Here is a 24,696-nt window from a genome sequence, read left to right on the forward strand (position 1 = left end):
CATCATGCGATAATGCCATTAGCGGAGTTTCAAAAGTTTTAATTTTGTTTAAAAACGGTTGTAAAACTTTGACATCTTTTTGGGATTTATCCCCAACAAAGACTTTAATAATACTATTTATAAAACTCATAATATGTTTTTATTTCTGTTTGTGTAATTCTGTAAATTTAAACAAAAAAAAAGCCTCTTTTGAGACTTTTTCTTGGTTTACTTTTTAATATTCGTCCTCGTTCCAAAGATAATCTTCGTCAGTAGGATAATCAGGCCAAATTTCTTCCATTGATTCATATATCTCGCCTTCGTCTTCTATAGACTGAAGGTTTTCTACTACTTCTAATGGAGCTCCTGCTCTAATAGCGTAGTCAATAAGTTCGTCTTTGTTAGCAGGCCACGGTGCATCGCTTAAATATGATGCTAATTCTAATGTCCAATACATATTTGTCGATTTAGTTTTGTGCAAAAATAAATTTTTTACTGAAAAAGACAAGTAAAAAACCATTTATTTTTTAAAAAATTTAAGAACGTCTCAATTATAGCTGATTTCTGATAATTGATTAACGATTTATAATTGCATAATATTGATTTTTAAATCTAAAATCTAATATCGTTAATCTACAATCTAAAATGTCACTTTCTCGGTATCCATTTTACTTCATCAGCATTCAAATCATTGGACAACTTTCGTGCCAAGACAAAAAGGTAGTCAGAAAGTCGGTTTAAGTACTTGATTACGATTTCGGCAACGGGTTCATTGTGGTCTAAATGTACCGCCAAACGTTCTGCGCGACGACAAACACATCGGGCAATATGACAATATGACACGGTAGTATGCCCGCCGGGTAATACGAAATGGGTCATTGGCGGAAGCGATTCTTCCATAGTGTCAATTTCATTTTCGAGTAATTCAATATCGCTTTCTATGATTCCCAGTTTTTGCAAACGCAATTCTCCGTTTTTCTTTACTTCTTTTTCAGGTGGAGTAGCGAGAATAGCGCCAACGGTAAACAATCGATCCTGAATTTCAATCAAGATATTTTTGTAATTTGGATTTATTTCTTGGTCGCGAATCAGTCCAATATAGGAATTTAATTCGTCTACCGTGCCATAACTTTCTATTCGAATGTGGTCTTTTGGTACTCGTGTTCCGCCAAAAAGTGCTGTAGTTCCTTTGTCGCCGGTTTTAGTGTAGATTTTCATTTTAAATGTTTATTCGGTTATTTGTTTATTCGGTTAATCGATAAACAAATAACGATTAAACTTTTTTAATGAGCGTCCTCGTGATGGTGCTCTTCGTTTCCTGCTCCAAAATATAAAGCAGATAACATTGTGAAAATATACGCTTGTAAAAACGCTACTAATATTTCTAGTATCGACAATGCAAATGCCAATCCGAAAGACAAGGTACTTCCAATCCAGCTTTTGAAAATAAACATCAATCCAATGATACTCATCAATACTACGTGACCAGCTAAAATATTAGCATATAAACGAATCATCAATGAAAATGGTTTGATAATTGTTCCTAATAATTCAATAGGTGCGAGAATAAATTTCATTGGAGTTGGCACGCCTGGCATCCAGAATATGTGTCCCCAATAATTTTTATTAGCCGTAAATGTTGTGATTAAATAAGTTAACAATGCTAACGATGCTGTAATTGCGATATTTCCCGTTACGTTAAATCCCAGTGGAGTAAGTCCTAATATATTTAAGAAAAACACAAAGAAAAATATAGTCAATAAATAACTCATGTATTTTTTATATCCTTTTTCACCAATGTTTGGAATTGCAATTTCGTCACGAACATATAAAACTAATGGTTCGAAAAAGCGACCTGCTCCAGAAGCGATACCGTTGTTTTTAGCATATGATTTTGCTAAGCTAGAAAATAAGACGAACATTAATAATGAAATGCCTAAAATTCCGATAACACTTTTTGTAATAGATAAATCTAGTGGCGTTTCATTTTCTGGATGACCTCCATGTCCTTCAACTAATGTTCCAGTAGCGTCAGTTTTGTATATTTTTTCGTGGTGTAGCACGTAAAAGTTTCCGTTGTGTTCTGCTGTTTTTTCACCATGGTGAAATTTTGAAGAAGAAAACATTTGAATTCCATTATCCCAAAGAATAATAGGTAATGAAAAACCATAATGTTCACCTGTCTCTTCATTTGCAGAAAGTGTAAAATCATGAGCATCTAACAAGTGATGGTTTATGAATGCTTTGATTTTAGATTTCACATCTGTTGGTTCTGCGTGAGCATCGTGAGAAGCTTCTTTTTCTGAATGTACTACTTCTGTTTTAGTTTTTACTGTATCTGAAACTACGTGGATTGTTTCAGCGTGTACTTTTGTACTGTCTGAAACAATGTTTGCAAAACTAAATAATGGAAGACCTGCAATTAATGCTGTCAATATAAATCTAAGTGGATGCTTTGAAATTACCATATATAAAAAACTATAATACTAGGTTTGTAAATTTGGTGCAAAGGTACATTTTTTATTAATATCCAAAAAAGATATGGATTGTTTTTTTACTCATAGTTTTATTTTGTTGGATTTATAAGTTAATTTTTTATTTGTAAGTTATCAACAAATTGATAATTGTTTTAAGTTTATTAAGTTTAAATCATTGATTTTGTCAGCAATAAAAGCTGTTTTGTCGAAAAATTGTTGATAAAAATTGTTGATAAGTTATTTTTTTATATATTAGACAAAATTTTGTTTTGAACAGAAATTAATAAACTATGAAAAAAATAATACTCTTTTTGTTTATTAGTCTATTTTACATCAGTTTATCTGCACAATGTTGGCAATCAGTTTCTGCTGGTGGATCACATACTTTAGGTATAAGAACTGGTGGGACTTTGTGGGCTTGGGGAAGGAATAATTTTGGACAATTGGGTACAACTGGAGTTCCTGCTAGTTTTTCCAATATTCCCATACAAGTTGGAACAGGCTCAAACTGGCAAATAATTTCTGCTGGAAATTCTCATAATGTTGCTATAAAAACAGATGGGACCCTCTGGACGTGGGGACGTAACCAAGAAAGTCAACTTGGTGACGGAAGCACAACAAACTCAAATATTCCTATTCAAATTGGAACAGCAACAAACTGGCGATTTATATCTGCTGGTGACGAATATGTTACTGCTATAAAACTAGATGGTACTTTATGGGCTTGGGGATTTAACGCTTCAGGTCAGTTGGGGGACAATACAACAGTAAACAAAACTCTTCCTACTCAAATTGGAACGGATACAAATTGGTTAACTGTTTCTGCTGGTACAGATCATACTTTAGGTTTAAAAACCAATGGTACTTTATGGGCTTGGGGATTAAATAACACAGGGCAACTAGGAGATAATACAACGGTAAACAAATTGACACCCACTCAAATTGGAGTGGATACAAATTGGCAAAATACCATGGCGGGCAGAGTACATAGTGTTGCCACAAAGTCTGACGGAAGTCTTTGGACATGGGGAAATAACCCAAATGGCCAGCTTGGAGATGGAACAATCGTTGGAAAAATTGTTCCAGTAAATATTGCTACAGTAATAAATTGTAACTGGATTGCTAAAGGACATCAGCATACTATTGCTAAAAAATCCGATGGTACATTGTGGTCTTGGGGAGGAAATGCATCTGGACAACTTGGCGATGCTTCCACTACTCAAAAAAACAGCCCTGTTGCCGTTTCTGGTTTAGCAACCGATTGGCTAACCGTAAACTCCAAACTATCACATACTGCCGGTTTAAAGAATGATGGTTCATTATACGTTTGGGGCGCAAATTTATATGGACAACTTGGAGATGCTTCTACTGTTGCTAAAGACATTCCTACTCTTATTACCTGTCCTTTTTTGTCTGTTGATGAAAATGTATTTGCAGAAAAATTAGCTGTTTACCCAAATCCAGCGTCTTCCATTTTAAATATCCAGGGAAATAATAATATCGTTTTTAATAAAATCCTAATTACCGATTTATATGGTAAAATAGTTTTTGAAAAGAAAGAAAATATTACTCAGATTAATATCGAAAATTTAGCTTCTGGATTGTATATTATTCAGGCGTTTTCTGATGAAGGCCGCTATGAAAATAAATTTATCAAAAACTAAAATTTATTCTTCCTTCTTATTCAACATTATGATGGTTAGAACTGTTTCGATAGTTAGAAATATCAAGAAAAGAATGAGGAAATTCCATTTTTGAATTGAATTGTGTTCGTTTGTTTGTTTTAAAATTGAAGACCCAAAAACATAACAAACCATCATCTTAATAAGTGTTAGTAACAAAAAAACATTTCCTACAATGTCAAGATTTTTCTCTTTGATTTTAATTAACACTAGTTCTATTGTTATAGAAAATATTCCAAAAAATAGATACAGTTTTTCTAATGAATATATAAAATTGCTTTCATTGAACTTAAAAACAGAAAAAATAAGTTTGTGAAACAGATAAGTTACCCCAATAATTAGCACTAAAATCCCAATAGATTTTATATATTTTTTAAACATACTTATGAATTTTTACCCATTTCGTTTACCTGACGATATACATTATATAAAGCCAAAAAAACACCTACCAAAGTAAAAACCTTATAATAAAATACCTTTTCGCTCGAATAATTTACGTCTAACCAAAAACCAAGTTTGTAAAACACAAAAATAATGATTCCCATTTGTATTGGAATATTAATGAGTGCCAGCCACTTGTTATAATTCTTTTTTTCTTGGTTATTTCTCTCCATGTGCAGGTAAAGCTGGTTTTGAAGTTGTTTTCATCATACAAGTTGCACTAAAATCGGCTCCAGGTTCTACCGATAGTTTTCCGCAAGTGACCTCGCCTTGTATACTGGCTTTGTTTTTTACACTTAAGATGTCCTGAACCACAATTTTTCCTTTTACCGTTCCTTCTACATCTACATTTTGGCAAGAAATATCTCCTGTAACACTTCCTGCTGGACCTATAACCAACTTGCCTTTTGAAGTAAAGTTTCCTATTAGATGTCCGTCTAATCTAAAATCGGCAATCGATTCGATATCACCTTTTATAGTTGTTGCTTCAACAATTCTATTAGTTTTTCCGAGTAATTCTGTGTATGATTTTGTGCTTTTTTCAAACATGTTTTGTTATTTTAATTCGAGAAATTGATTGTAATTTTTCTTAACTTGAATGACTGAATAATTCTCACTAGAAATGACTTTAGCTGGAGTTACAATTTTATAATCTTTAGTGTCCTTAAGAATCTCCACAAAATAATCTGAGTATTCCTTCGATTTTATACCGTGTATGATTACAAAATTTTCATTTTCATTATACACATCATAAGAAACCGAAAAGGTATCATAATGTTTCTCTTTTATGTATTTATTTATTTTTTCGATTAATATTTTGGTATCTTCATCATCTCGAGCACCTGCTTTATATAAAATCTTCCAGCTTTTAGATAGTGTATCGTTTATAAAAGTCATTCTTTCTAAGACAGGAATATTTGTTTGAAGAATGTCTTCGGCTTGTTTTCCTTCTTTTGTATTCGGAAAGTTTAAAGCTACAAAATTTAAAGATTTTTTGTACTCGTCAACTCCTTTTAGTTTTCCTATTGTACTCGATTTTAACAACTCAAATTTTGGGATTAAATCATCACCAGCAAATTGTGCTAAACTTTTCTCGATGATTTCTAAAACCGTGACGTATTCTTGGTTAGAAAATTGCTTATAAATTGTTTTATAAACAGCCTCTGGTGTTTGCGCAACGACGTTTTCTTCTACTATTGCTCCGCTTAGAATTTGCGCATATCTTGTGTTTGGATAATTTATAATAATTTGATTCTTAACAATTTCTGCTTTGGTTTTGTTTGTAGTCTCATAAATTTTGTACAAATTATACATAGATGGCAAGATTAATCTTTCTTCCGGATTACTCTTTAACAGCAATTCAAATTTAGATGCCGATAATTCGTATTCTTTAAACTTTTCTTTATAAATAACGCCCAACTGATAATTTGCAAAATTTCTTTCTCTTGCCAAACTGTCTAATACTTTTGGTGAAGTTGGAAGTTGTTTCAAGTAAAAATCTGTTTGGAATTTTTCTGAAATTTCTTCTGTTTTCGTATTTGCATTGTTGGTAAGATCTTCCTCAGGATTTTTTATGTCCGAAGATTCAATCATCCATCGCCAATTGTCATTCAACGATCTTTTTTTCCATTTTTTCAGGAATGCTACTTTACCATAATTTACAGTTACTGGATTGTAAAAATAAAACGCATTGTCATTTATACTTCCAAGTCCAGCTCCTGGCGGCAATAAAGCCGAATCGTCACTTGCATTTCCTTTTTGTTTACTACTGCCTAAATCTATATCTTGAATTCCTGTATTTATATTTGATTTTTTTTGCTTGGCTTCAAGTAGTTTTTTAGCTTCTTCTTTGGCTTTCATTTTTGAAATATAATCCTCAAAATATCTTTTTCGGTCATTTTCAGAAAGGGCAACTATTTTTAAAATACTGTCGTTATGTTGCACAATTCCTTCGTACTTGATAACATCGGCAAGGTTTTCTCGTTTTTTTACAATAGTAAAATATTCTCTGTTTTTCTTTACCAATCTAGTTAATGTGCTGTCGTAATATTGTCCAGCCATTAGGTACTTAGTTTTATCGAAGTAAATTGTCGCTAAATTTTTATAGGTTGTCGCTTGCAAGTAAGTGTCTTCCGATTTAGACCTTAATGATTTATTGTAATACTTAATGGCTTGCTCTTTTTTGTTCAGCTTATCGTAAAATGCAGCCATTTGATAATTTAAAATATCATGATGTGGACGATTTTCTCTATCTTTAAAAAGTTTAGCATATTTTTTTAGAAAAACAACTGTGTCTTGTGTTTGGTCTACTAGTTCTGATTGTTTTGCATGCGCTTGCATGACATATTGTTTTGGTGATTTTCGCTTCATTTCAATAATTTCTTGAAACTCCGCATAAGCACTATCTTTGTATTGTAAAGATTGATATAATTGCCCTAAAATAAAATGATAACGGGCTTTTTCTTCTTTTATTTTAGTCGAAACCAATGCTTTTTTTAGTGGTGCAATGGCGCTGTCTTTTTGTTCTAAATTAATATAGGCTTGCGACAAAATTGCGTTTGCATCGGCAAAAACTTGTGGTTTTATTTTGTTATTTTTTAAAAGTCTTTTCAGATTTTTAATCGCTAAAGCGTCATTTTCTAATCTAATGTTTGTTTTTTCTCTCCAAATTTTGGCTTCATATATTTTGTCGGAATTAGAATATTTGTACAAAATATAATTAAAAGCTTCTAACGCAGGAATAAATCTCTGGTCATAATAGCGCGATTTCCCCAGTAGTAAGTGCGCTTCGTCCATTTGTGGGTTTTTTTCCTTACCATCAATATTCATCGAATGTTTCTGGATAGCTTTGGTTGCTTTGGTTTCGGCGCGTTCAAAATTTTGATTTTTTGTCTTCTGTCCTGGCAACATCGATTCTTCTAGAATTTGCATTCTTTCTACTGGCAAAATTTGCCAAAAATCATCTTTGTAACCCACTTTTAATTCATTAATACCCAATTGTAAAGCTACATCGCCGTTGTATAAAGTATTGTATTTGGCGTTTTTGTTGTGCCATTTTCTATTTACAAAAGAGTTTTTCTTTGTAGAACAAGCTACGACCAAAATGAGTAAAAGTAAAAAAGAAATATATTTTAAACTGTTTGTTTTCAATGTAAAAGGTTTTTAAATAGTAACTTCTAAAAGTTAAATTTAGTATAATGACTGGTAAAAATACGTTTCTTTTTTAAATTCCGAAAATAAAGTATTTTTTTAATTTTTCATAAGTTACAATAATATGTCAGTCGTGTTTCTTAATTTTGCTAAAAAGAATCAGAATATGTCTACATTTTACAAACTATCTATACAAGAAATAAAAAAAGAAACTTCTCAGGCGGTTTCCATTCTATTTAATGTTCCCAACGAGTTTAAAGATTTTTATAAATTTGATGCTGGTCAATACGTCAATTTAAAATTAACTTTAGATGGGCAAGAAATTCGTCGTGCATATTCTATATGTTCTTCGCCAAATAGTGGTGAGCTTCGTATAGCAATTAAAGCAATAAAAAATGGGCTTTTTTCGAAATTTGCCAACAACGAACTAAAAGTTGGAAGCATTATCGAAGTAGGAACTCCAGAAGGTAAATTTACATTCGAACCAAATGCCGACAAACAAAAAAACTACCTAGCATTTGTAGCTGGTAGCGGAATTACACCAGTTATGGCAATATTACAATCGGTTTTATTACAAGAGCCTAAAAGTACATTTGTATTAATTTTTGGAAACAAATCTGCCCAAGAAACTATTTTTCATGACAAACTAATCGAATTACAACAAAAATATTTAGGTAGGTTTTTTGTTCATTTTGTGTATAGTCAGTCTAAATCAGACGATTCTCTTTTTGGAAGAATAGACAAATCTGTGGTAAATTTTGTTATGAATAATAAGCATGTTGGCACAGTATTCTCTAAATTTTACTTGTGTGGCCCAGAAGAAATGATAAATACCATTTCTGATGTACTAAAAGAAAAAAATATTGCCGAAAAAGATATTAAATTCGAATTATTTTCTGCTTCTACCAAAGAAAATGTGGTAGATACTACAAAAAATGACCATACAAAAATTACAGTTTTAGTAGATGGAGACGAAGCTACGTTCGAAATGTCATCGAAACAAACCCTTCTTGAAGCAGCTCTAAAACAAGGAATCGATGCACCATATTCTTGCCAAGGTGGTATATGTAGTAGTTGTTTGGCTCGTGTAACAAAAGGTACTGCCGAGATGAAAAAGAACTCTATCCTTACTGACAAAGAAATTGCCGAAGGGTTAATTCTTACTTGTCAAGCACATCCTACATCGGCCGAAGTTTTTGTAGACTATGATGATGTTTAGCTAATCACTATATAAGTATTGTTAAAAAAGGAGCTAATTTAGTTCCTTTTTTAATGTATTTATCTTTTAGTCGATAAATTTTATGGTTTTATCGAGTTTATTGATTTTTAAGGCAATAGGTTAAAAATGATTGTGTTTTTGTTGCTTTTTCAATAAAAAAGAAACTAAACCGAAAAAAACAATGTCACTTTTAACTATTAAATTTAAAACACAAATCACTTGTACGTTCTTTTTATTTTTAGCAACAATTGTAAATGCACAAGTAGGGATAGGTACCATAACCACAAACGGCGCACTTGACGTTGTTGTTGGTGCAAACAATTACGGATTACTTATGCCTGCCTCGTGTAGCGTTAACCGCTGCAAATTTAGCTGCGCCTGTTAAAAATCCTGCAACAGGAGCTTTTTTAACAAACACTGTTGCAGAAATTGGCACCATAGTTTTTAACACAAATACTACAGCAGGAACTTATGGAGTAATTCCTGGGATTTATTTTTGGGATGGCACTAATTGGGTGTCACAAGTACACCGTTATTTTGACGCAAAATTTGCACAAAATACCAATTTAACAGTAGCTTCAACCGCATCTACCTATACAAATATTCCTGGTTTGAATGCAAAGTCGTTTGTTGCTCCTTACACGGGAAAATATTCGATTTGTTTTACGGGGTATCTTGGCGCTGGAACAGTAGATCTTGATTCAGGAAAAGTGGGTTTTGTAGAAGGTAATTTTAAACTTACTGTAAATGCAGTAGATTATAGAAAATATACTCACTCTACTAGTTTTTACAATAGTAATACCACGGTAGATTATTTAGAGCTTTTCAACGAAACAAATATAAATATAACCCTAAGTTTAAACGCTGGTCAAACTTGTAATTTAAACGCTTCATACTGGGGAGTTGCCGATGATAACATCACTGAATCTAATCCGCACGTAATTGGAAATAGCACGGCTTTAGGTAATTACTCTGAAATTAACGTAATGTACATTGGAAGATAATTTTACCTCATAGCATAAAAAAGAGCTTAATTAATCTCTTTTTGTATTTTATCTACAATTGTATCTGGCAAAATAGTTCGCATCGCATCTTCATAACCCAAAACTTTTTTATTTCCGTAAACCGATGTGGGTAATAACGGATATTTTTTTCTGTCAGATACCAATGCATTTTCTAAAGGCTGGTTAAATGGGGAAAAACCAGCAAAAGGATGTGTTGCACCCCAAAGTGTAATTACTTTTACACCCAACATGGCTGCAATGTGTGCATTTCCAGAATCCATAGAAAGCATAATATCGAGATTCGAGATTAAATTTAATTCTTCTTGAAAAGTAATTTTTCCCGCAATATTTATTACGTTTTTATTTCCTTCTGAAAGTAAATCTAAAATTTCAATTTCTTTTTTACCACCACCAAAAAGTAAAATTTTGTAAACACTATTTTTAGATAAATCGTTTATGGTTTCTTGCATTAAATCCTGTGGATAAACCTTGCTTTCATATTGTGCAAAAGGTGCAATTCCTATCCATTTTTCATTTTTATTTCCAATAATAGAAATTACTTTTTGGGGTAAAACAGCCTTATTAGGGAAAGTTGGATTACTTAAATCGATATCAAAACCTAATTTTCTATACGTATCACAATGCACATCGAACATCGTTTTTAGTGGTTTAAATATTTTGTTTTCTCCTCTTGTTAATGCTTTTTTATCGGTTCTTCCTTTGTTTGAGGCGGCTACTTTTTTTCCTATTAATGCAAAAAAGTTTCTGACTATTTTAGATCTTAAAACATTATGCAAATCGGCAACTGCATCAATGTCTAGTTTTTTTAAATCTAAAAACAGTCTTACTAGTCCAAAAAATCCTTTGTGTCGATTATTTACATCAACACCAAAAAAATGTATGTTGGGAATTGTATCAAAAAAAGGTTTGAAAAATGGTCGTGAAACAACAGTAATTTTCACATCTGGATATTGCAAAGTAAAAGCTCTTAGAACAGGAACTGTCATGGCAGCATCGCCCATTGCCGAAAGCCGAATTACTAGAATGTGTTTAATTTGAGACAATTGTATTATTTCTTATTCTGATACAAAACAGGATTCAACTCATCATCGTTGTACATTTTCATTTGTTTGTACACTTTCATATATTTATCTCCCGATTCAATATCAGTTAGTAAATCATCTATTGCTGTAGTTAAATCTTTCTTTTGTTCTAACAAAACATTCAATTTTTCTTGGCATTTTGCTCTATGTTCTTCCGAAGCTTCTTCGCGAGTTGCTTCTTCGTTCATATGGTAAATTTTAAGCGCCAATATAGACAACCTATCAAATGCCCAAGCTGGACTTTCTGAATTGATTTTTGCAGATGGTTTTACATTTACCGAAGTATATTTTTGAAGAAAATAACTATCTATATATTCAACCATATCTGTACGAACTTGGTTAGAAGCATCGATTTTTCTTTTAAGAATTAAAGCTTCAACCGGATCGATATTTGGATCACGAATAATATCTTCATAATGCCATTGTACAGTATCTACCCAATTTTTAGCATACAATAAATGTTCTATTTTTTCCTTTGGATATGGATTTGCAATGGGTTGATTTACATCATCAAATTTGTGATAATCATTGATGCTTTGTTCAAAAATTGGAAAGGCAAATTGTGAAAACATAATTTTTAGTATTTTATTGAATACAAATATACTTTTTATACCTTTATCAAACCAAATTAACAGTTAATTTTCACACAATGCACATTCATTATATTTCCGAAGAAAACAGTATTCTTAATCATTTTTTAGCACAAATTCGTGATGTAAATATCCAAAAAGACAGCATGCGTTTTCGTAAAAACATAGAACGTATTGGCGAAATAATGGCATACGAATTAAGTAAAACTTTGTCATATAAAGATATTGAGGTTCAAACTCCACTTGGAATTAAAAAAACTACAACCATTGCCGAAAACGTTGTATTGTGTTCCATTTTACGGGCTGGATTGGCATTACATACTGGTTTTATGAACTTTTTTGATGATGCAGAGAACGGATTTGTATCTGCCTACCGTTATCATTATAACAATGATGATGCTTTTGAAATTTTAGTTGAATACCAAGCAGCTCCTTCTTTTGAAGGAAAAAATCTGATATTAATAGATCCTATGCTAGCCACAGGACAGTCTATAGTGGCAGTTTTTAATAAACTAATGACCGAAGAGACTCCAAACGAAATTCATATTGCAGTAGTAATTGCTGCTCCTGAGGGAATTGCATTTCTTGAAGAAAATTTGCCCAAAAATTGTCATCTTTGGGTAGCTGCTCTAGACGAAAAGCTAAATGAAAAAAACTATATTATTCCTGGTCTTGGCGATGCTGGAGATTTAGCTCATGGCGATAAATTATAACAACTGAAACACAAAAGTTAAAATACTAGCTGTTAGGATTATTACTAAAATAGATTCTTTTATCCAATATTTATTTATTGTTTCTAGATAATTCGTTAGCATAATAGACACCGGCACAAAGGTATAAATAAGAAAACTATTGTCTTTATTAGGTGAAATAAAGAAGATTGCCAATCCAATAATAAATGCAAAAATCATTTTTCGATACGACGCTTGAAGGTTAGATAATTTATTTCGCAATATAAAAATCATACTTACAAAAGCTACTAAAGCCGTTGTAACATATATAAATAATGCAATATTCTGAAAAATTGTTTCTATATATTTCAAATCAAAATCTATTACTATTTTTGATATATAATTTTGAATAAGACTCGGATTATAAATTAAAGTGCCTAAAACTGAAATTACTAAAACAGTAAAAAATGCAATAAATGGAATAGTCCAGTTTCTATAATCTCTAGAAACATGAAAAATAATAGACACAAAAACCAATATTATAAATAAAATACACCAAAAATTAAACAAAGCTGCCGTAAAAATCCAAAAAGAAGCATCAAATATTTTTTCTTTTGGTGTAATAAGCGATTGCATCGATATCAACCTTCGCAATGCCAGCAAAACAAATAAATTTGAAATAATTAATGCCCCATTTGATAATGTTTTGGGGAACAAAATCAGAAAAACAAAAAACAGAAAGAACGTATAACTATTGTCTTTACTTAATCCGTTCTTTTTTGTAATAAAATTTGTTATGTATAAAGAACCAACTAATAGTAATAATAAAACTACTTTTTTTCCAATTTCTAAAGTCGAAATTGTGTTGAAATTAGATTGAAATTGAAACAATAAAAAACATAAAACCAGCAAAGTGGTTATTAAAATATAATTTATTGGTCGAGATTTACTAAAAACGCTTGTTATCATGAGTAAATTTTATATTTTTGTAATTGTAAATATAATACATAAAAAAGATGAAATCATTTTTTGAAGGAATACAATGGTTATTTGACAATATAATTTTAGGATTACACGAAGTTTTACGTTCTTTAGAACTTAGTAATTGGTGGTTAGCTAATCTTATTTCGTGGGCTTTTATAATTATTTGTTGTTACTATACTTGGTATTGGACAAAACAATTACAAGTTCACAAAGATAACAACGAAGAAAACCAAGATACTACGGCTCACTCTTTTTTAAAGTAAGTCGAAACCAATATCTTTTCTAAAATACATCTTATCAAAATCTAGCTTGTCTATGTTTTGATAAGATTTTTTTATGGCTTCTTGAAAATCAATTCCAAACGAAGTCACAGCCAAAACTCTTCCACCGTTACTCACCACTTGTCCATTTTCATTCTTTGTTCCTGCATGAAAAACCATCGAATCTTCTATCTTTTCTAATCCAGAAATGATTTTCCCTTTTTCGTAATCTTCAGGATATCCACCCGAAACAACCATAATTGTTGTGGCGCTTCTAGAATCTATCTCTAATGAAACTTCATCTAGTTTTCCGTTTCCAACAGCTTCAAAAAGTTCTACTAAATCCGATATCAGTCTAGGAATCACGACTTCCGTTTCAGGATCACCCATTCTTACGTTATATTCAATAACAATTGGCTCGCCTTTAACGTTTATTAATCCGATGAAAACAAATCCTTTATATTCAATTCCGTCTTCTTGTAATCCAGCAATAGTTGGTTTTACAATTCGAGTTTCTATTTTTTCTAACAAAACGGCATCCGCAAACGGGACTGGAGAAACTGCTCCCATTCCACCTGTATTCAAACCTGTATCACCTTCACCAATGCGTTTATAATCTTTCGCCGTTGGAAGAATTTTGTAATTTTTTCCGTCTGTTAATACAAAACAACTCAATTCAATTCCGTCAAGAAATTCTTCGATTACAACTTTTGCACTAGCATTTCCAAACTTGGCATGAACCAACATGTTTCGTAATTCTTCTTTGGCTTCTGCTAAGTCATGAATGATTAAAACTCCTTTTCCAGCCGCTAATCCGTCTGCTTTTAATACATACGGAGGTTGCAATGTTTCAAGAAATTGACAGCCTTTTTCAACTGTTTCTGCGGTAAAACTATCGTAGGATGCGGTTGGTATATTGTGTTTTACTAAAAATTCTTTAGCAAATTCTTTACTTCCTTCCAGTTGTGCTCCTTTTTTTGATGGCCCAATTACTGGAATATCCTTTAAGCTCGAATCATTTTTAAAGAAATCATAAATCCCAAGAACCAACGGATCTTCTGGACCAACAACAACCATGGTTACTTTTTCCTGAATTACAAAAGCTTTCATAGCTTCAAAATCTAGAATATCTAAAGTTACATTTGTAGCAATTTGGGCAGTTCCAGCGTTTCCTGGTGCCACAAAAAGTTTTGAACATTTATCAGATTGTAACATTTTCCAAGCCAGTGCATGTTCTCTTCCGCCAGATCCAAGTAATAAAATTGTCATTGTGTTGTGTTGTTTTATTTCGCTGCGCTCCATACAGTTCGGCTACGCCTCGAGTGTTGTGGTGCAAAAATAGTTTGTTTTACCTTTCGTTAAAAGCGAATCTTGAAAAATTAAATGCAAATGAAGTTAATTTTCTTATTTTTGATAAAAATAAGTTTCTAATGTTTCGATTATTCGATTTAACGCTAAAATTAAATGGTTTTCCAATGAAGAAAGCCAAAGCGGAATTGAATAAAATTATTTCCTTTTCCGAAGAAGAACACCAACAATTTATCGAAAATAAAAAACAAGAAATTGTTAATTTTCATCTGAAAAATAATGATTATTATAAAGTTTTTTTTGGAAATCACAATATAAAAAACTGGTCAGATACTCCCATAATGACCAAAAAAGATTTTCAAAAACCTTTATCAGAAAGACTTTCGGAAGGATATAATGTTAAAAAAGTTTATGTAAATAAAACATCTGGCTCAAGTGGTGATCCATTTATTTTTGCAAAAGATAAATTTTGTCATGCGTTAACTTGGGCAAATATTATCAATCGTTTTGGTTGGTTCGAAATCGATTTTAATTCATCTTTACAAGCACGTTTTTATGGAATTTCGTTAGATTTTATTGGAAATAAAAAAGAACGAATTAAAGATTTTTTAAAGAACAGTTATCGATTTACCATTTTCGATTTATCGGACGGGGTTCTTGAAAAAGTTTTACTGAAATTTCAAAATGAAAATTTCAATTACATCAATGGTTATACTTCTTCCATTGTTTTATTTGCCAAATTTCTTCAGAAAAAAGGCGTTATTTTAACATCAGTTTGCCCAACTTTGAAATGTTGCATTGTTACTTCCGAGATGTTATTCGATGACGATAAATTATTGATGGAAAAACAATTTGGTGTTCCAATTATCAATGAATATGGTGCTTCCGAATTGGATTTAATTGCTTTTCAAAACCCAAATAACGAATGGCAAGTCAATTCAGAAACCATATTTGTGGAAATTTTAGACGAAAACAACAATGTTTTACCTTACGGAAAAGAAGGTCGTGTGGTAATTACTTCTCTATTCAATAAAGCGCATCCTTTTATTAGATATGATATTGGCGATATTGGAATTCTTGACGAAAAAAGTACCTTTAAAAAACCAATTCTAAAGAAATTAATAGGACGAACAAATGATATTGCTATTCTTCCTAGTGGGAAAAAATCGCCAGGGTTAACATTTTATTACGTAACTAAAAGTATTATTGAAGATGACGGAAATGTAAAAGAATTTGTGATTAAACAAACCAAAATCGATACTTTTGAAGTTGAATATGTAAGTGAAAAACCTTTAACAGAAAATCAAATTCTAAATATCGAAAAAGCCATTACTGCTTATTTAGAAAATGGTTTGATATTTACATTTCTTAGAAAAGAAAAATTAGAACGGAGTAAGAGCGGAAAATTGAAACAGTTTGTTTCGATGTTGAAATAAATTGGAGGTCTCAAAATGAGATGTTAAGATCTTTAAGTTCTCAAATTGCGACCTTAAAGAGAAATATAAAATAATTTATGAATAATGAAATACAACTTTCGGAAGAATTAATTTCTAATAAAATTTACTTTATAAGAAATCAAAAAGTAATGTTTGATCGTGATTTAGCAACGCTTTATGGTATTGAAACCAGAGTTTTAAAACAAGCCGTTAGACGAAATATTTCTAGATTTCCTAAAGACTTTATGTTTGAACTTAATAAATCAGAATTCGAAAATTGGAGATCACAATTTGTGACCTCCAATTCTGAAAAGATGGGTTTACGATATTTGCCAATGGTTTTTACAGAACACGGTGTACTAATGCTATCGTGTGTTTTGAACAGTAACAAAGCCATTCAAACAAATATTCAAATTATGCGGATATTTACAAAAGTGAGGCAAATGCTTTTTGATACCACCGATTTAAAAATAGATATTCTTCATATTCAGAAAAAACTAGAAAATCACGATAAGAATATTGAATTGGTTTTTAGTTATTTAGATGAATTGACAGATAAAAAGGAAAATGTAAAACCAAGAACTAAAATCGGTTACAAAAAATAAATCATGAAAATAACCATAATAGCAGGAGCGAGACCAAATTTTATAAAAATCGCACCCATTATCAAAGCGATTGAAAAACGACAATCCGAAGGTGCGGTAATTTCTTTTCGATTGGTGCACACAGGTCAACATTATGATAAAAATTTGAGCGATACTTTTTTTGAAGAACTAAATATTCCGCATCCAAATGCCAATCTAGAAGTAAAAAGTGGTTCCCAATCCGAGCAAACCGGAGCAATTATGATTGCTTTTGAAAAAGAATTGCTTCAAAACCCGTGTGATTTGGTTTTGGTTGTTGGCGATGTCAATTCGACTATGGCTTGTGCCATTGTGGCTAAAAAAATGAACGTAAAAGTAGCGCATGTCGAAGCCGGAATTCGTTCTGGAGACATGACCATGCCCGAAGAAATTAATAGAATGGTTACCGATAGTATTACCGATTATTTCTTTACAACATCAACCTCAGCATCAGATAATTTATTGAAAAACGGGATAGAAACACCTAATATTCAATTTGTTGGAAACGTGATGATTGATACTTTATATCAGAACTTAGACAGAATTTTTGCTCCAAATTTCTGGAAAGAATTTGATTTAGAAGCTGGAAATTATATCATTTTAACTTTACACCGTCCGTCAAATGTAGATGAAGAAAAATCGTTGATAGATTTACTTAAAGGAATTGATAAAATGGTTGGTGATAAGAAAATAATTTTTCCTATCCATCCCAGAACAAAAGCTATTTTGGGCGAAACCAATTTGAACTTAAAAAACATATTATTTGTAGAACCACAAGGTTATTTAAATTTTATGTATCTAATAAAAAATAGTTTTGCTGTGGTTACCGATTCTGGAGGTATTTCTGAAGAAACTACCGTTTTGGGAATTCCTTGTTTTACCATGAGAACCACAACCGAAAGACCTGAAACTATCGAAATTGGAACTAATACTTTGGTAGGAACTTCCATAGAAAATTTAACTTTAGAATTTACAAAATTTCTAAAAATCGGTTTATCTAAAAAGGGGATTCCTGAACTTTGGGACGGAAAAGCTTCGGAACGAATTATAGATATTCTATTGAAAAAATAATGGAAGAAATCTTAATTATATCCAATTATTATCCGCCAGAAAAAGGAGCTGCTGCAAATAGAATCGAGCAATTGGCTTTGAAATTACACCAAAATAATTATAAAGTTTCGGTAATTTGTCCGTTAGGAAATTATCCCAAAGGTGAGTTGTTCCCTGAGTATAAAGGCAAATTTTCGGTTACTGAAAATCGTGATAATATTACTGTGAAACGATTGTGGATTTATCCAAGTGTGAGCAAAAATTTATTAGTTAGACTCATTTCTGTTTTATCTTTTTCTTTGAGTTTGTTTTTCTATTTATTGATTAAAAAAACACCGCAAAAAGTAGTTGTTCAATCGCCTCCATTGTTACTTTCATTTATTTCTGTTTTTGTACTTTCGTTAAAAAACAAAAAAATAATTCTCAACATTTCAGATCTTTGGCCACTAGCTGCAATTGAATTAAAGGCCTTGAAAGTAAATTCTTTTTCGCATAATTTTTCTTTGTTTTTAGAACGGTTTATTTATAAAAAAGCAACATTCATTTTAGGACAGTCTAATGAAATTATCACACATGTAAAATCATTATTTCCTGATAAAAAATGTTTCTTATATCAAAATTTTCCAGATCATAAAGTTAAAAACATAGAATTAGTTACTAAAGATAATGAACCTATTAAAATATTTTATGCAGGGCTTTTAGGAATTGCTCAAGGCGTTTTAGAATTATGTGAAAAAATAGAGTTAACTGGATTAAATATCGAATTACACATCTTTGGCGATGGAGCCGAAAAAACGCAAATAGAACATCTAATATCGCAAAGGAAAGAACAAAAAATATTCTTTTATGGTATGATGGAACGTAATGCATTACATCAAAAACTCAAAACTTTTGATATTGCTATTGTTCCATTAAAAACTAGAATTTATGGATCTGTTCCTTCAAAAATATTCGAATATGGTTCGCTAGGTTTTCCAATATTATATTTCGGTGGTGGTGAAGGTGGTGATATTGTTACTCAAAACAATTTAGGTTGGGTTGCCCAAGTTGAAGATTATAATGATTTGAATAATCAATTAATTTCCATTTCAAAAATGAGTAAAAATGAGTTAAATCTGATGAAAAAAGTAGTTTTCAGTCAATCAGAAAAAGTTTTTAACCTTGATGTTCAGATTAAGGATTTAGTTAAAAAAAAGGTGTTTTAGTAGGCTTTTTCTTGTCCTTTAAAAACATTAATCACCGTTAGCACAATGATTTTTATATCTAATAACAACGACCAATTTTCGATATAAAATAAATCATATTTTATTCTGTTTACCATTTCTTCATCGGTTTCAATTTCTCCTCTAAAACCTTTTACTTGCGCAAGTCCTGTGATTCCTGGTTTTATATGCAATCTTAAATTATATTTTCTGATTTTGGTTTGGTATTCGTTGTTGTGTGACCATAAATGTGGTCTTGGTCCAACGATTGACATTTCGCCAAGAAATACATTAAAAAATTGTGGCATTTCGTCGAAACTGGTTCTTCTTAAAAAATTGCCTGTTTTTGTTATTCTTGGATCATTTTTTACCACCGATTCTTCTGTTTTGTCGTTTATTTCCATAGATCGAAACTTGTAACAAAAAAACTCTTTTTCATCTAATCCTGGTCTTCCTTGTTTGAAAAACACTGGTCCTTTTGATTCTAATTTTATTAAAATTGCAATAATTGGAATCAGCCAAGAAAGCAGAAAAATGATAACCAATAATGAAAAGAAAATGTCGAATAATCGCTTTACAAACTTAAGTAATGGTTCGTTTAGTGGTGTTCGTTTAAGTGATAATATTGGGAAAAATTCGTAGTAATCTATTTTTAAGTTTTTAGCGTAAATCTCACTCGATTCTGGGATAAATTTGATGGTTTTTTTGTAATAATCGGCAAATTCTACCAGTTCTTTAAGTTGATCGTTAGAGAGTTCTTCTAAAGCACAATAAATATCATCTATCTTATTAACTAAAACAAAATCTTGAATATTAGAAACATTTCCTTTTGTGTTTTCATTACTTATTGTATCTGAGAAAAATCCTTTAAAACGGTAACCGTAATCAGGTCGGTTTTGAAATAATTGTTGTAAATTTTTTGAGCTATCTGTATAACCTACAATAATTACGTTTCGGTAATTTCCGCCAAGAACAATTCGATATTTTTTCAGGTAATAAAATAATAATCCTTTGAAAAAAGTAATGCATATAAAGGAAAGTCCAATGAAATATAACAAGAGTCTAAAACTAAAAATTATTTCTCTTGTAATAGAAAAAAAGGTAATAACAAACAATGAAAACAAAAATAATTGCTTGAATAACATTCCCATAATTTCTACAGGTTTTGTAAAACGATATACTTCGTAAAACCTTGTAAAATAAGCCAATATACACCAAGAAACTAGTTGGTAAATCATAAAATACGGCAATTGTATAGCAAATTTCTTCAAGAAGAAACTAGCTAAAACAACAAGCAAAACACAATCGGTTGTAATGCTTATTGGGCGTATATATTTTGAATACCTACCTTTTGTCATTTTGTTTAACGAATATAACCTGAAAAATCTTTATGCTCTTCTTTTAATAATGCTGATTGCGGAAGGTTTTTAAAATATTCGTAAGTAATTTTCATTCCTTCAGAACGAGAAACCTTAGCTTCCCAACCTAATAATTCTCTAGCTTTTGTCGTATCTGGTTGTCTTTGCAACGGATCATTTTCTGGTAAATCGTGGTATACGATTTTCTGTGTTGTTCCTGTCAATTTAATAATTTCTTCGGCAAAATCTTTAATAGTTATTTCGTCTGGATTTCCAATATTAACTGGATAAACATACTCTGAATGTAGCAGCCTAAAAATTCCTTCTACTTGATCATCTACATAACAAAAAGAACGAGTTTGCAAACCATTACCGAAAATAGTTAGGTCTTCACCACGCAATGCTTGACCAATAAATGCGGGAATAACACGACCATCATTGAGTCGCATTCTTGGTCCATAAGTATTAAAAATTCTAACAATTCTAGTTTCTAATCCGTGAAAACGGTGGTAAGCCATTGTGATTGATTCTTGAAAACGTTTGGCTTCATCATATACACCACGTGGACCTATTGTGTTCACATTCCCAAAGTATTCTTCCGTTTGTGGATGAACTAACGGATCTCCATAAACTTCAGATGTAGAAGCAATTAATATTCTCGCGCCTTTTACTCTAGCTAATCCAAGTAAATTGTGTGTTCCTAATGATCCTACTTTTAGGGTTTGAATTGGTATTTTTAAATAATCTATCGGGCTTGCTGGTGATGCAAAATGTAAAATATAGTCTAAATCTCCTGCAACATGTACAAATTTTGAAATATCATGATGGTAAAACTCAAAATGTTCTAATTTGAATAAATGTTCGATGTTTTTTAGATCACCCGTAATCAAATTATCCATTCCGATAACATGATAACCTTCTTTGATAAACCTATCACACAAATGCGAACCTAAAAATCCTGCAGCTCCTGTTATTAGTATTCTTTTCATTTTTTATATCGTTTGCAATAGTGATTCTTGCCAAGTTTTTATTTTGATTCCAAAAGTGCTTTTTATTTTCGTTTTGTCTAAAAGACTATATTTTGGTCTTTTGGCAGGCGTAGGAAATGCTTCTGTTGTGATTGGATTTACATCAATAGAAATATTATTTACTTTAAATATTTCTTTAGCAAAATCATACCAACTTGCTATTCCTTCGTTACTGAAATTATAAATGCCGTATTGGATGTTAGCACTTCGACTACGCTCAGTGTGACAAACTATTTGCATAATCGCTTTGGCTAGATCTACCGCATTTGTTGGTGAACCTATTTGGTCTGAAACAATGCTTAAGCTTTCTCTTTCTGATGCCAAATGCAACATTGTTTTCATGAAATTATTGCCAAATTGAGAATAAACCCAAGAAGTTCTAATAATGAAATATTCATTTGTATTATCCATGACCGCTTGTTCTCCGTCTAGTTTTGTTTTGCCATAAATGCCTAACGGATTTGTTGCATCAGTTTCTAAATAAGGTTTGTTTGACGAGCCTTCAAAAACAAAATCGGTCGAAATATGTATTAGTTTTGCATTGTTTTTTTTGCAAGCAATGGCTAAATTTTTTGGACCAACAATATTAATAGCTTCGGCTTTTTCTATTTCAGATTCGGCTTTATCAACCGCTGTATAAGCAGCAGCATTTATACAAAAATCTATTTTACTTGTATCAAAATAATGATTAACACGTTCCTGATTTGTAATGTCTAAATCTTGAGATGAAGCAAAAATAAATTCGAAATCAGGATAATTTGAAGCAATAAACTGAATTGCTTGACCTAATTGTCCTGATGCTCCTGTAACTAAAATTACCATACTTTTTTGGCGTTTTCTAGTGTTGGCAAAATCACATCTTTTTCAGAAATAATTAATTCTTTTTCAGGGAAATTCCAATCTATGTTTAATACTGGATCATTGTAAATAAAACCAGCTTCACTTTCTTTGTTGTAAAAATTATCACATTTATAAAAGAAAACTGCCGTTTCGCTAGTCACCAAAAATCCGTGTGCAAATCCTCTCGGAATAAACAATTGTTTCTGGTTTTCGGCACTTAATAATATAGAAAATGATTGCCCATACGTTGACGATTCTGGTCTAACGTCAACAGCAATATCTAAAACTTCGCCTTGCAATACTCGCACTAATTTTGCCTGTGAATGTTCACCTGTTTGGTAATGCAAACCTCTCAAAACACCTTTTGACGAATACGATTGATTGTCTTGTATGAAATGAACTTTTTGCCCAATTCCTTTTTCAAAAGTGTTCTCATTAAAGCTTTCCATGAAATAACCTCGGTCATCGTGAAAAACTTTAGGTTCGAGTACAAAACAGCCTAATAAATTAGTTGGAATAAAATTCATTTTTTAAAACTATTTTACGTTGAAAATTTGTTCTAATATCTTGATCGTAATTAAGTATGTTGGTTTTACACCTGTCGTCCCTAAACCACCTGAAGCTAATGTGCTTCCTGTTTCTAAGGGATTATCTGAAGCATAATAAGCATAACGAACTTTTACATTTTCGTTAATGCTTTTTCTGATTTTTGATGCAGATTGAATTGCTTTTTGATAATAAGATCCTTCCATTTCCAGTCCGATGGCTTCCCAAGTAGATTCGTGGAAGAACTTTAGTAAATCTCTATTTTGTAAAGATGTTCCTAAAACGGTAATCATTGGTCCTGCAAAGACTGGAATATCGTTTCCTTCAAACATTTTTGCGGTTAATTCGTTGTGAAATGGGTAATTATCGGCAGTTCCTTCATTTATATGGGCATTAGGAATCATAATATCTCCTTTTCCTCCTTCTAGAATTCCTGCTTTTCCCATGATAGAAACCGATTCTACATTTAGAAAAGTTTTCTCTTTTCCTACTTTATAGGGTTTCAATAATTCATCGATAGTTTCAAAAGCTTGTTCTCCAAAAGCATAATCCATGAGGATTAAAACTGGTGAGATTTTGTCAATTTTTGCTTTGGCGAAAGCCGATTTTGTCCAATCGATTTTAGCAGTATCAAAAATCTGAACATCAATATTAGTTCCTGATGTATCTGGCAAAGAAATCATACCGTGTTTTATAGCAAATTCCTCAACTTTATCACGAACATCATGAGCACCCGGTTTACTTAACTCTTCGTAGATATCGAAATCTGATTTGTCTTTAAACTTTGTTTTAAGCACATGTGTTGCGAAAATTGAGTTCATCACACTGTGCATATTGGCGCTTATTACGTGAATTGGCCTAGTCAGTAAATCGTTTTTTTGTAAAACTTCTTTTATGTCATTTGCCCAGATTTCTCCGTGAATGTGGTGTCCTAATCTTTCTCTTAAAATTGGACTAAAAGTGATGGTTCTTTTGTTATTATCGACAACTTCTTCTATCGCAATTTTTCCTAACCAATAAATAATATGCAAGAAACGATCTGGCGATGTTATGTTTCCAAAACTTTCGTAAATGTCTTTTACCTCAGCAAATGTTCTTCCTAAAATATTGGCTGCGTGAGAAATAGCTTTTTCTCTTTCTATTAATGTTAGTTTTTTATTTTGTAACGCCGCTTGTTCTAATTTTTCCCAATCGCGAGATACACGTCCGTCTTCATCAATCAAAACTCTATCTTTGATTTTATGAGATTCGATGAATATAAACGTTAAATGCGTCAGGATATCATAAATATCTGAACGGCCTCGAGTAATTTCGACATTCATTTGTTCATCATCAATTCGGTAGCAATTTCTTCTACGTTTTGGTGGAACAATAGCTTGAAAGTGTGAATTTGAATAACCTTCATCCGATGTTAAATTGATGTAACGACATTCTTCAATTCCTACCGGAAGACGTTCTATAACGTATAATAATCCGTTTAGTTCTACTTTTTCTTCGGCAATAGTCCCATAAATTTCAGGTCTTAATGCCAATAATGCCTCTCTTAAAGTTTCTCCAGAAATTCCCATAGGTTTATAGAAACCTCTGTTGAATAAATGACGCATTGTAATGTACAATCGTTCGATAGCTGCCGACGATTCTTGCGCTCGTGAGCGCGAAATGTTTTTAATTTCTTTCATTAAAATTTTATTTTATAACCCGCAAATGTAGCGTTTTTATTTTTTAGTTGGTAAGTATTAGGTTTA

The 24,696-nt window shown here is 31.6% G+C and carries 25 protein-coding genes; 9 read left to right on the plus strand and 16 right to left on the minus strand.

Annotated elements, in window-relative coordinates; genetic code table 11:
* Nucleotides 1-214: 214 nt before the first annotated feature.
* From ACH2BP_RS12550 to atpB, 3 genes are all read right to left on the minus strand, one after another.
* Nucleotides 215-436, minus strand: coding sequence for a DUF2795 domain-containing protein (locus ACH2BP_RS12550; RefSeq protein ID WP_007138072.1), 222 nt, complete (start codon nucleotides 434-436; stop codon nucleotides 215-217).
* Nucleotides 437-627: 191 nt separating this feature from the next.
* The gene (locus tag ACH2BP_RS12555) at nucleotides 628-1,197 is read right to left on the minus strand and encodes a cob(I)yrinic acid a,c-diamide adenosyltransferase (RefSeq protein ID WP_395060413.1); all 570 of its coding nucleotides are present in this window, start codon (nucleotides 1,195-1,197) and stop codon (nucleotides 628-630) included.
* A gap of 65 nt (nucleotides 1,198-1,262) precedes the next feature.
* Nucleotides 1,263-2,447: a F0F1 ATP synthase subunit A gene (atpB, locus tag ACH2BP_RS12560; RefSeq protein WP_395060415.1), complete on the minus strand. Its 1,185-nt coding sequence runs from the start codon at nucleotides 2,445-2,447 to the stop codon at nucleotides 1,263-1,265.
* A gap of 299 nt (nucleotides 2,448-2,746) precedes the next feature.
* On the opposite strand from atpB, the gene ACH2BP_RS12565 reads away from it, so the two are divergent.
* Complete coding sequence (locus ACH2BP_RS12565; RefSeq protein WP_395060417.1) at nucleotides 2,747-4,120, plus strand: T9SS type A sorting domain-containing protein; 1,374 nt, start codon at nucleotides 2,747-2,749, stop codon at nucleotides 4,118-4,120.
* Between the two features lie 3 nt (nucleotides 4,121-4,123).
* Here ACH2BP_RS12565 and ACH2BP_RS12570 read toward each other — a convergent pair whose 3' ends face one another.
* From ACH2BP_RS12570 to ACH2BP_RS12585, 4 genes are read right to left on the minus strand one after another with little or no spacing between them, the layout of a single operon-like run.
* Complete coding sequence (locus tag ACH2BP_RS12570) at nucleotides 4,124-4,519, minus strand: hypothetical protein (protein ID WP_395060419.1); 396 nt, start codon at nucleotides 4,517-4,519, stop codon at nucleotides 4,124-4,126.
* Between the two features lie 2 nt (nucleotides 4,520-4,521).
* Complete coding sequence (locus ACH2BP_RS12575; protein ID WP_395060421.1) at nucleotides 4,522-4,752, minus strand: AtpZ/AtpI family protein; 231 nt, start codon at nucleotides 4,750-4,752, stop codon at nucleotides 4,522-4,524.
* Nucleotides 4,739-5,128 (minus strand): polymer-forming cytoskeletal protein, encoded by a 390-nt coding sequence (locus ACH2BP_RS12580; protein WP_395060423.1) that lies wholly within the window; start codon nucleotides 5,126-5,128, stop codon nucleotides 4,739-4,741. The genes ACH2BP_RS12575 and ACH2BP_RS12580 overlap by 14 nt, the downstream gene beginning before the upstream one ends.
* Nucleotides 5,129-5,134: 6 nt before the next feature.
* A complete protein-coding gene (locus tag ACH2BP_RS12585; protein WP_395060425.1) occupies nucleotides 5,135-7,729 on the minus strand; it encodes a gliding motility protein in 2,595 nt (864 codons plus the stop codon).
* Between the two features lie 166 nt (nucleotides 7,730-7,895).
* Here ACH2BP_RS12585 and ACH2BP_RS12590 point away from each other — a divergent pair, with 166 nt between their 5' ends.
* A complete protein-coding gene (locus ACH2BP_RS12590; RefSeq protein ID WP_395060427.1) occupies nucleotides 7,896-8,948 on the plus strand; it encodes a 2Fe-2S iron-sulfur cluster-binding protein in 1,053 nt (350 codons plus the stop codon).
* A 311-nt stretch (nucleotides 8,949-9,259) separates the two neighbouring features.
* Nucleotides 9,260-9,952 carry a hypothetical protein gene (locus ACH2BP_RS12595; RefSeq protein ID WP_395060429.1) on the plus strand — a complete coding sequence of 231 codons (693 nt, stop codon included), beginning with the start codon at nucleotides 9,260-9,262 and terminating at the stop codon, nucleotides 9,950-9,952.
* Nucleotides 9,953-9,978: 26 nt separating this feature from the next.
* Here ACH2BP_RS12595 and ACH2BP_RS12600 read toward each other — a convergent pair whose 3' ends face one another.
* Nucleotides 9,979-10,974: a glycosyltransferase family 9 protein gene (locus ACH2BP_RS12600; protein ID WP_395060459.1), complete on the minus strand. Its 996-nt coding sequence runs from the start codon at nucleotides 10,972-10,974 to the stop codon at nucleotides 9,979-9,981.
* Between the two features lie 47 nt (nucleotides 10,975-11,021).
* On the minus strand, nucleotides 11,022-11,627 hold the full coding sequence (locus tag ACH2BP_RS12605; RefSeq protein ID WP_395060431.1) for a DUF4254 domain-containing protein: 606 nt from the start codon (nucleotides 11,625-11,627) through the stop codon (nucleotides 11,022-11,024).
* A 77-nt stretch (nucleotides 11,628-11,704) separates the two neighbouring features.
* On the opposite strand from ACH2BP_RS12605, the gene upp reads away from it, so the two are divergent.
* Entirely contained in the window at nucleotides 11,705-12,358 is a 654-nt protein-coding gene (upp, locus tag ACH2BP_RS12610) for a uracil phosphoribosyltransferase (protein ID WP_395060433.1), read from the plus strand.
* On the opposite strand, the gene ACH2BP_RS12615 is transcribed toward upp, so the two are convergent.
* Nucleotides 12,353-13,285, minus strand: coding sequence for a DUF6427 family protein (locus ACH2BP_RS12615; protein ID WP_395060435.1), 933 nt, complete (start codon nucleotides 13,283-13,285; stop codon nucleotides 12,353-12,355). The two genes, upp and ACH2BP_RS12615, sit on opposite strands and share 6 nt — an antisense overlap.
* 47 nt (nucleotides 13,286-13,332) lie before the next feature.
* Between ACH2BP_RS12615 and ACH2BP_RS12620 the strand changes: the two genes are divergently transcribed.
* A complete protein-coding gene (locus ACH2BP_RS12620; RefSeq protein WP_395060437.1) occupies nucleotides 13,333-13,563 on the plus strand; it encodes a uracil phosphoribosyltransferase in 231 nt (76 codons plus the stop codon).
* Here the strand turns inward: ACH2BP_RS12620 and purD are convergent.
* The gene (gene purD / locus ACH2BP_RS12625; protein WP_395060439.1) at nucleotides 13,555-14,829 is read right to left on the minus strand and encodes a phosphoribosylamine--glycine ligase; all 1,275 of its coding nucleotides are present in this window, start codon (nucleotides 14,827-14,829) and stop codon (nucleotides 13,555-13,557) included. The two genes, ACH2BP_RS12620 and purD, sit on opposite strands and share 9 nt — an antisense overlap.
* A 161-nt stretch (nucleotides 14,830-14,990) precedes the next feature.
* Between purD and ACH2BP_RS12630 the strand changes: the two genes are divergently transcribed.
* From ACH2BP_RS12630 to ACH2BP_RS12645, 4 genes are all read left to right on the plus strand, one after another.
* Complete coding sequence (locus ACH2BP_RS12630; RefSeq protein WP_395060441.1) at nucleotides 14,991-16,304, plus strand: phenylacetate--CoA ligase family protein; 1,314 nt, start codon at nucleotides 14,991-14,993, stop codon at nucleotides 16,302-16,304.
* Between the two features lie 77 nt (nucleotides 16,305-16,381).
* Nucleotides 16,382-16,909 carry an ORF6N domain-containing protein gene (locus tag ACH2BP_RS12635; protein WP_395060443.1) on the plus strand — a complete coding sequence of 176 codons (528 nt, stop codon included), beginning with the start codon at nucleotides 16,382-16,384 and terminating at the stop codon, nucleotides 16,907-16,909.
* A 3-nt stretch (nucleotides 16,910-16,912) separates the two neighbouring features.
* On the plus strand, nucleotides 16,913-17,998 hold the full coding sequence (wecB, locus tag ACH2BP_RS12640) for a non-hydrolyzing UDP-N-acetylglucosamine 2-epimerase (protein ID WP_395060445.1): 1,086 nt from the start codon (nucleotides 16,913-16,915) through the stop codon (nucleotides 17,996-17,998).
* A complete protein-coding gene (locus ACH2BP_RS12645) occupies nucleotides 17,998-19,182 on the plus strand; it encodes a glycosyltransferase family 4 protein (protein WP_395060447.1) in 1,185 nt (394 codons plus the stop codon). The genes wecB and ACH2BP_RS12645 overlap by 1 nt, the downstream gene beginning before the upstream one ends.
* On the opposite strand, the gene ACH2BP_RS12650 is transcribed toward ACH2BP_RS12645, so the two are convergent.
* From ACH2BP_RS12650 to ACH2BP_RS12670, 5 genes are read right to left on the minus strand one after another with little or no spacing between them, the layout of a single operon-like run.
* The gene (locus ACH2BP_RS12650; RefSeq protein ID WP_395060449.1) at nucleotides 19,179-20,537 is read right to left on the minus strand and encodes an undecaprenyl-phosphate glucose phosphotransferase; all 1,359 of its coding nucleotides are present in this window, start codon (nucleotides 20,535-20,537) and stop codon (nucleotides 19,179-19,181) included. The genes ACH2BP_RS12645 and ACH2BP_RS12650 overlap by 4 nt on opposite strands.
* 5 nt (nucleotides 20,538-20,542) lie before the next feature.
* Entirely contained in the window at nucleotides 20,543-21,526 is a 984-nt protein-coding gene (locus ACH2BP_RS12655; protein WP_395060451.1) for a UDP-glucuronic acid decarboxylase family protein, read from the minus strand.
* A gap of 3 nt (nucleotides 21,527-21,529) precedes the next feature.
* Entirely contained in the window at nucleotides 21,530-22,387 is an 858-nt protein-coding gene (gene rfbD / locus ACH2BP_RS12660; protein WP_395060453.1) for a dTDP-4-dehydrorhamnose reductase, read from the minus strand.
* The gene (gene rfbC / locus ACH2BP_RS12665) at nucleotides 22,381-22,932 is read right to left on the minus strand and encodes a dTDP-4-dehydrorhamnose 3,5-epimerase (RefSeq protein ID WP_395060455.1); all 552 of its coding nucleotides are present in this window, start codon (nucleotides 22,930-22,932) and stop codon (nucleotides 22,381-22,383) included. The genes rfbD and rfbC overlap by 7 nt, the downstream gene beginning before the upstream one ends.
* Before the next feature lie 9 nt (nucleotides 22,933-22,941).
* Nucleotides 22,942-24,630: a DUF6909 family protein gene (locus tag ACH2BP_RS12670; RefSeq protein WP_395060457.1), complete on the minus strand. Its 1,689-nt coding sequence runs from the start codon at nucleotides 24,628-24,630 to the stop codon at nucleotides 22,942-22,944.
* Nucleotides 24,631-24,696 lie beyond the last annotated feature (66 nt).

Source organism: Flavobacterium sp. (assembly GCF_043756175.1).
Lineage (GTDB): Bacteria > Bacteroidota > Bacteroidia > Flavobacteriales > Flavobacteriaceae > Flavobacterium.

Excerpts from the sequence above, each read along its gene's own strand:
- ACH2BP_RS12645 (WP_395060447.1), top strand. The coding sequence starts at position 17,998 with ATGGAAGAAATCTTAATTATATCCAATTATTATCCGCCAGAAAAAGGA.
- ACH2BP_RS12605 (WP_395060431.1), bottom strand. The coding sequence starts at position 11,627 with ATGTTTTCACAATTTGCCTTTCCAATTTTTGAACAAAGCATCAATGAT.
- ACH2BP_RS12600 (WP_395060459.1), bottom strand. The coding sequence starts at position 10,974 with ATGGGCGATGCTGCCATGACAGTTCCTGTTCTAAGAGCTTTTACTTTG.
- ACH2BP_RS12565 (WP_395060417.1), top strand. The coding sequence starts at position 2,747 with ATGAAAAAAATAATACTCTTTTTGTTTATTAGTCTATTTTACATCAGT.
- ACH2BP_RS12650 (WP_395060449.1), bottom strand. The coding sequence starts at position 20,537 with ATGACAAAAGGTAGGTATTCAAAATATATACGCCCAATAAGCATTACA.
- wecB (WP_395060445.1), top strand. The coding sequence starts at position 16,913 with ATGAAAATAACCATAATAGCAGGAGCGAGACCAAATTTTATAAAAATC.
- ACH2BP_RS12615 (WP_395060435.1), bottom strand. The coding sequence starts at position 13,285 with ATGATAACAAGCGTTTTTAGTAAATCTCGACCAATAAATTATATTTTA.
- upp (WP_395060433.1), top strand. The coding sequence starts at position 11,705 with ATGCACATTCATTATATTTCCGAAGAAAACAGTATTCTTAATCATTTT.
- ACH2BP_RS12670 (WP_395060457.1), bottom strand. The coding sequence starts at position 24,630 with ATGAAAGAAATTAAAAACATTTCGCGCTCACGAGCGCAAGAATCGTCG.
- ACH2BP_RS12570 (WP_395060419.1), bottom strand. The coding sequence starts at position 4,519 with ATGTTTAAAAAATATATAAAATCTATTGGGATTTTAGTGCTAATTATT.
- ACH2BP_RS12575 (WP_395060421.1), bottom strand. The coding sequence starts at position 4,752 with ATGGAGAGAAATAACCAAGAAAAAAAGAATTATAACAAGTGGCTGGCA.
- ACH2BP_RS12635 (WP_395060443.1), top strand. The coding sequence starts at position 16,382 with ATGAATAATGAAATACAACTTTCGGAAGAATTAATTTCTAATAAAATT.
- ACH2BP_RS12620 (WP_395060437.1), top strand. The coding sequence starts at position 13,333 with ATGAAATCATTTTTTGAAGGAATACAATGGTTATTTGACAATATAATT.
- ACH2BP_RS12630 (WP_395060441.1), top strand. The coding sequence starts at position 14,991 with ATGTTTCGATTATTCGATTTAACGCTAAAATTAAATGGTTTTCCAATG.
- ACH2BP_RS12590 (WP_395060427.1), top strand. The coding sequence starts at position 7,896 with ATGTCTACATTTTACAAACTATCTATACAAGAAATAAAAAAAGAAACT.
- purD (WP_395060439.1), bottom strand. The coding sequence starts at position 14,829 with ATGACAATTTTATTACTTGGATCTGGCGGAAGAGAACATGCACTGGCT.
- ACH2BP_RS12550 (WP_007138072.1), bottom strand. The coding sequence starts at position 436 with ATGTATTGGACATTAGAATTAGCATCATATTTAAGCGATGCACCGTGG.
- rfbC (WP_395060455.1), bottom strand. The coding sequence starts at position 22,932 with ATGAATTTTATTCCAACTAATTTATTAGGCTGTTTTGTACTCGAACCT.
- atpB (WP_395060415.1), bottom strand. The coding sequence starts at position 2,447 with ATGGTAATTTCAAAGCATCCACTTAGATTTATATTGACAGCATTAATT.
- ACH2BP_RS12580 (WP_395060423.1), bottom strand. The coding sequence starts at position 5,128 with ATGTTTGAAAAAAGCACAAAATCATACACAGAATTACTCGGAAAAACT.
- ACH2BP_RS12655 (WP_395060451.1), bottom strand. The coding sequence starts at position 21,526 with ATGAAAAGAATACTAATAACAGGAGCTGCAGGATTTTTAGGTTCGCAT.
- rfbD (WP_395060453.1), bottom strand. The coding sequence starts at position 22,387 with ATGGTAATTTTAGTTACAGGAGCATCAGGACAATTAGGTCAAGCAATT.
- ACH2BP_RS12555 (WP_395060413.1), bottom strand. The coding sequence starts at position 1,197 with ATGAAAATCTACACTAAAACCGGCGACAAAGGAACTACAGCACTTTTT.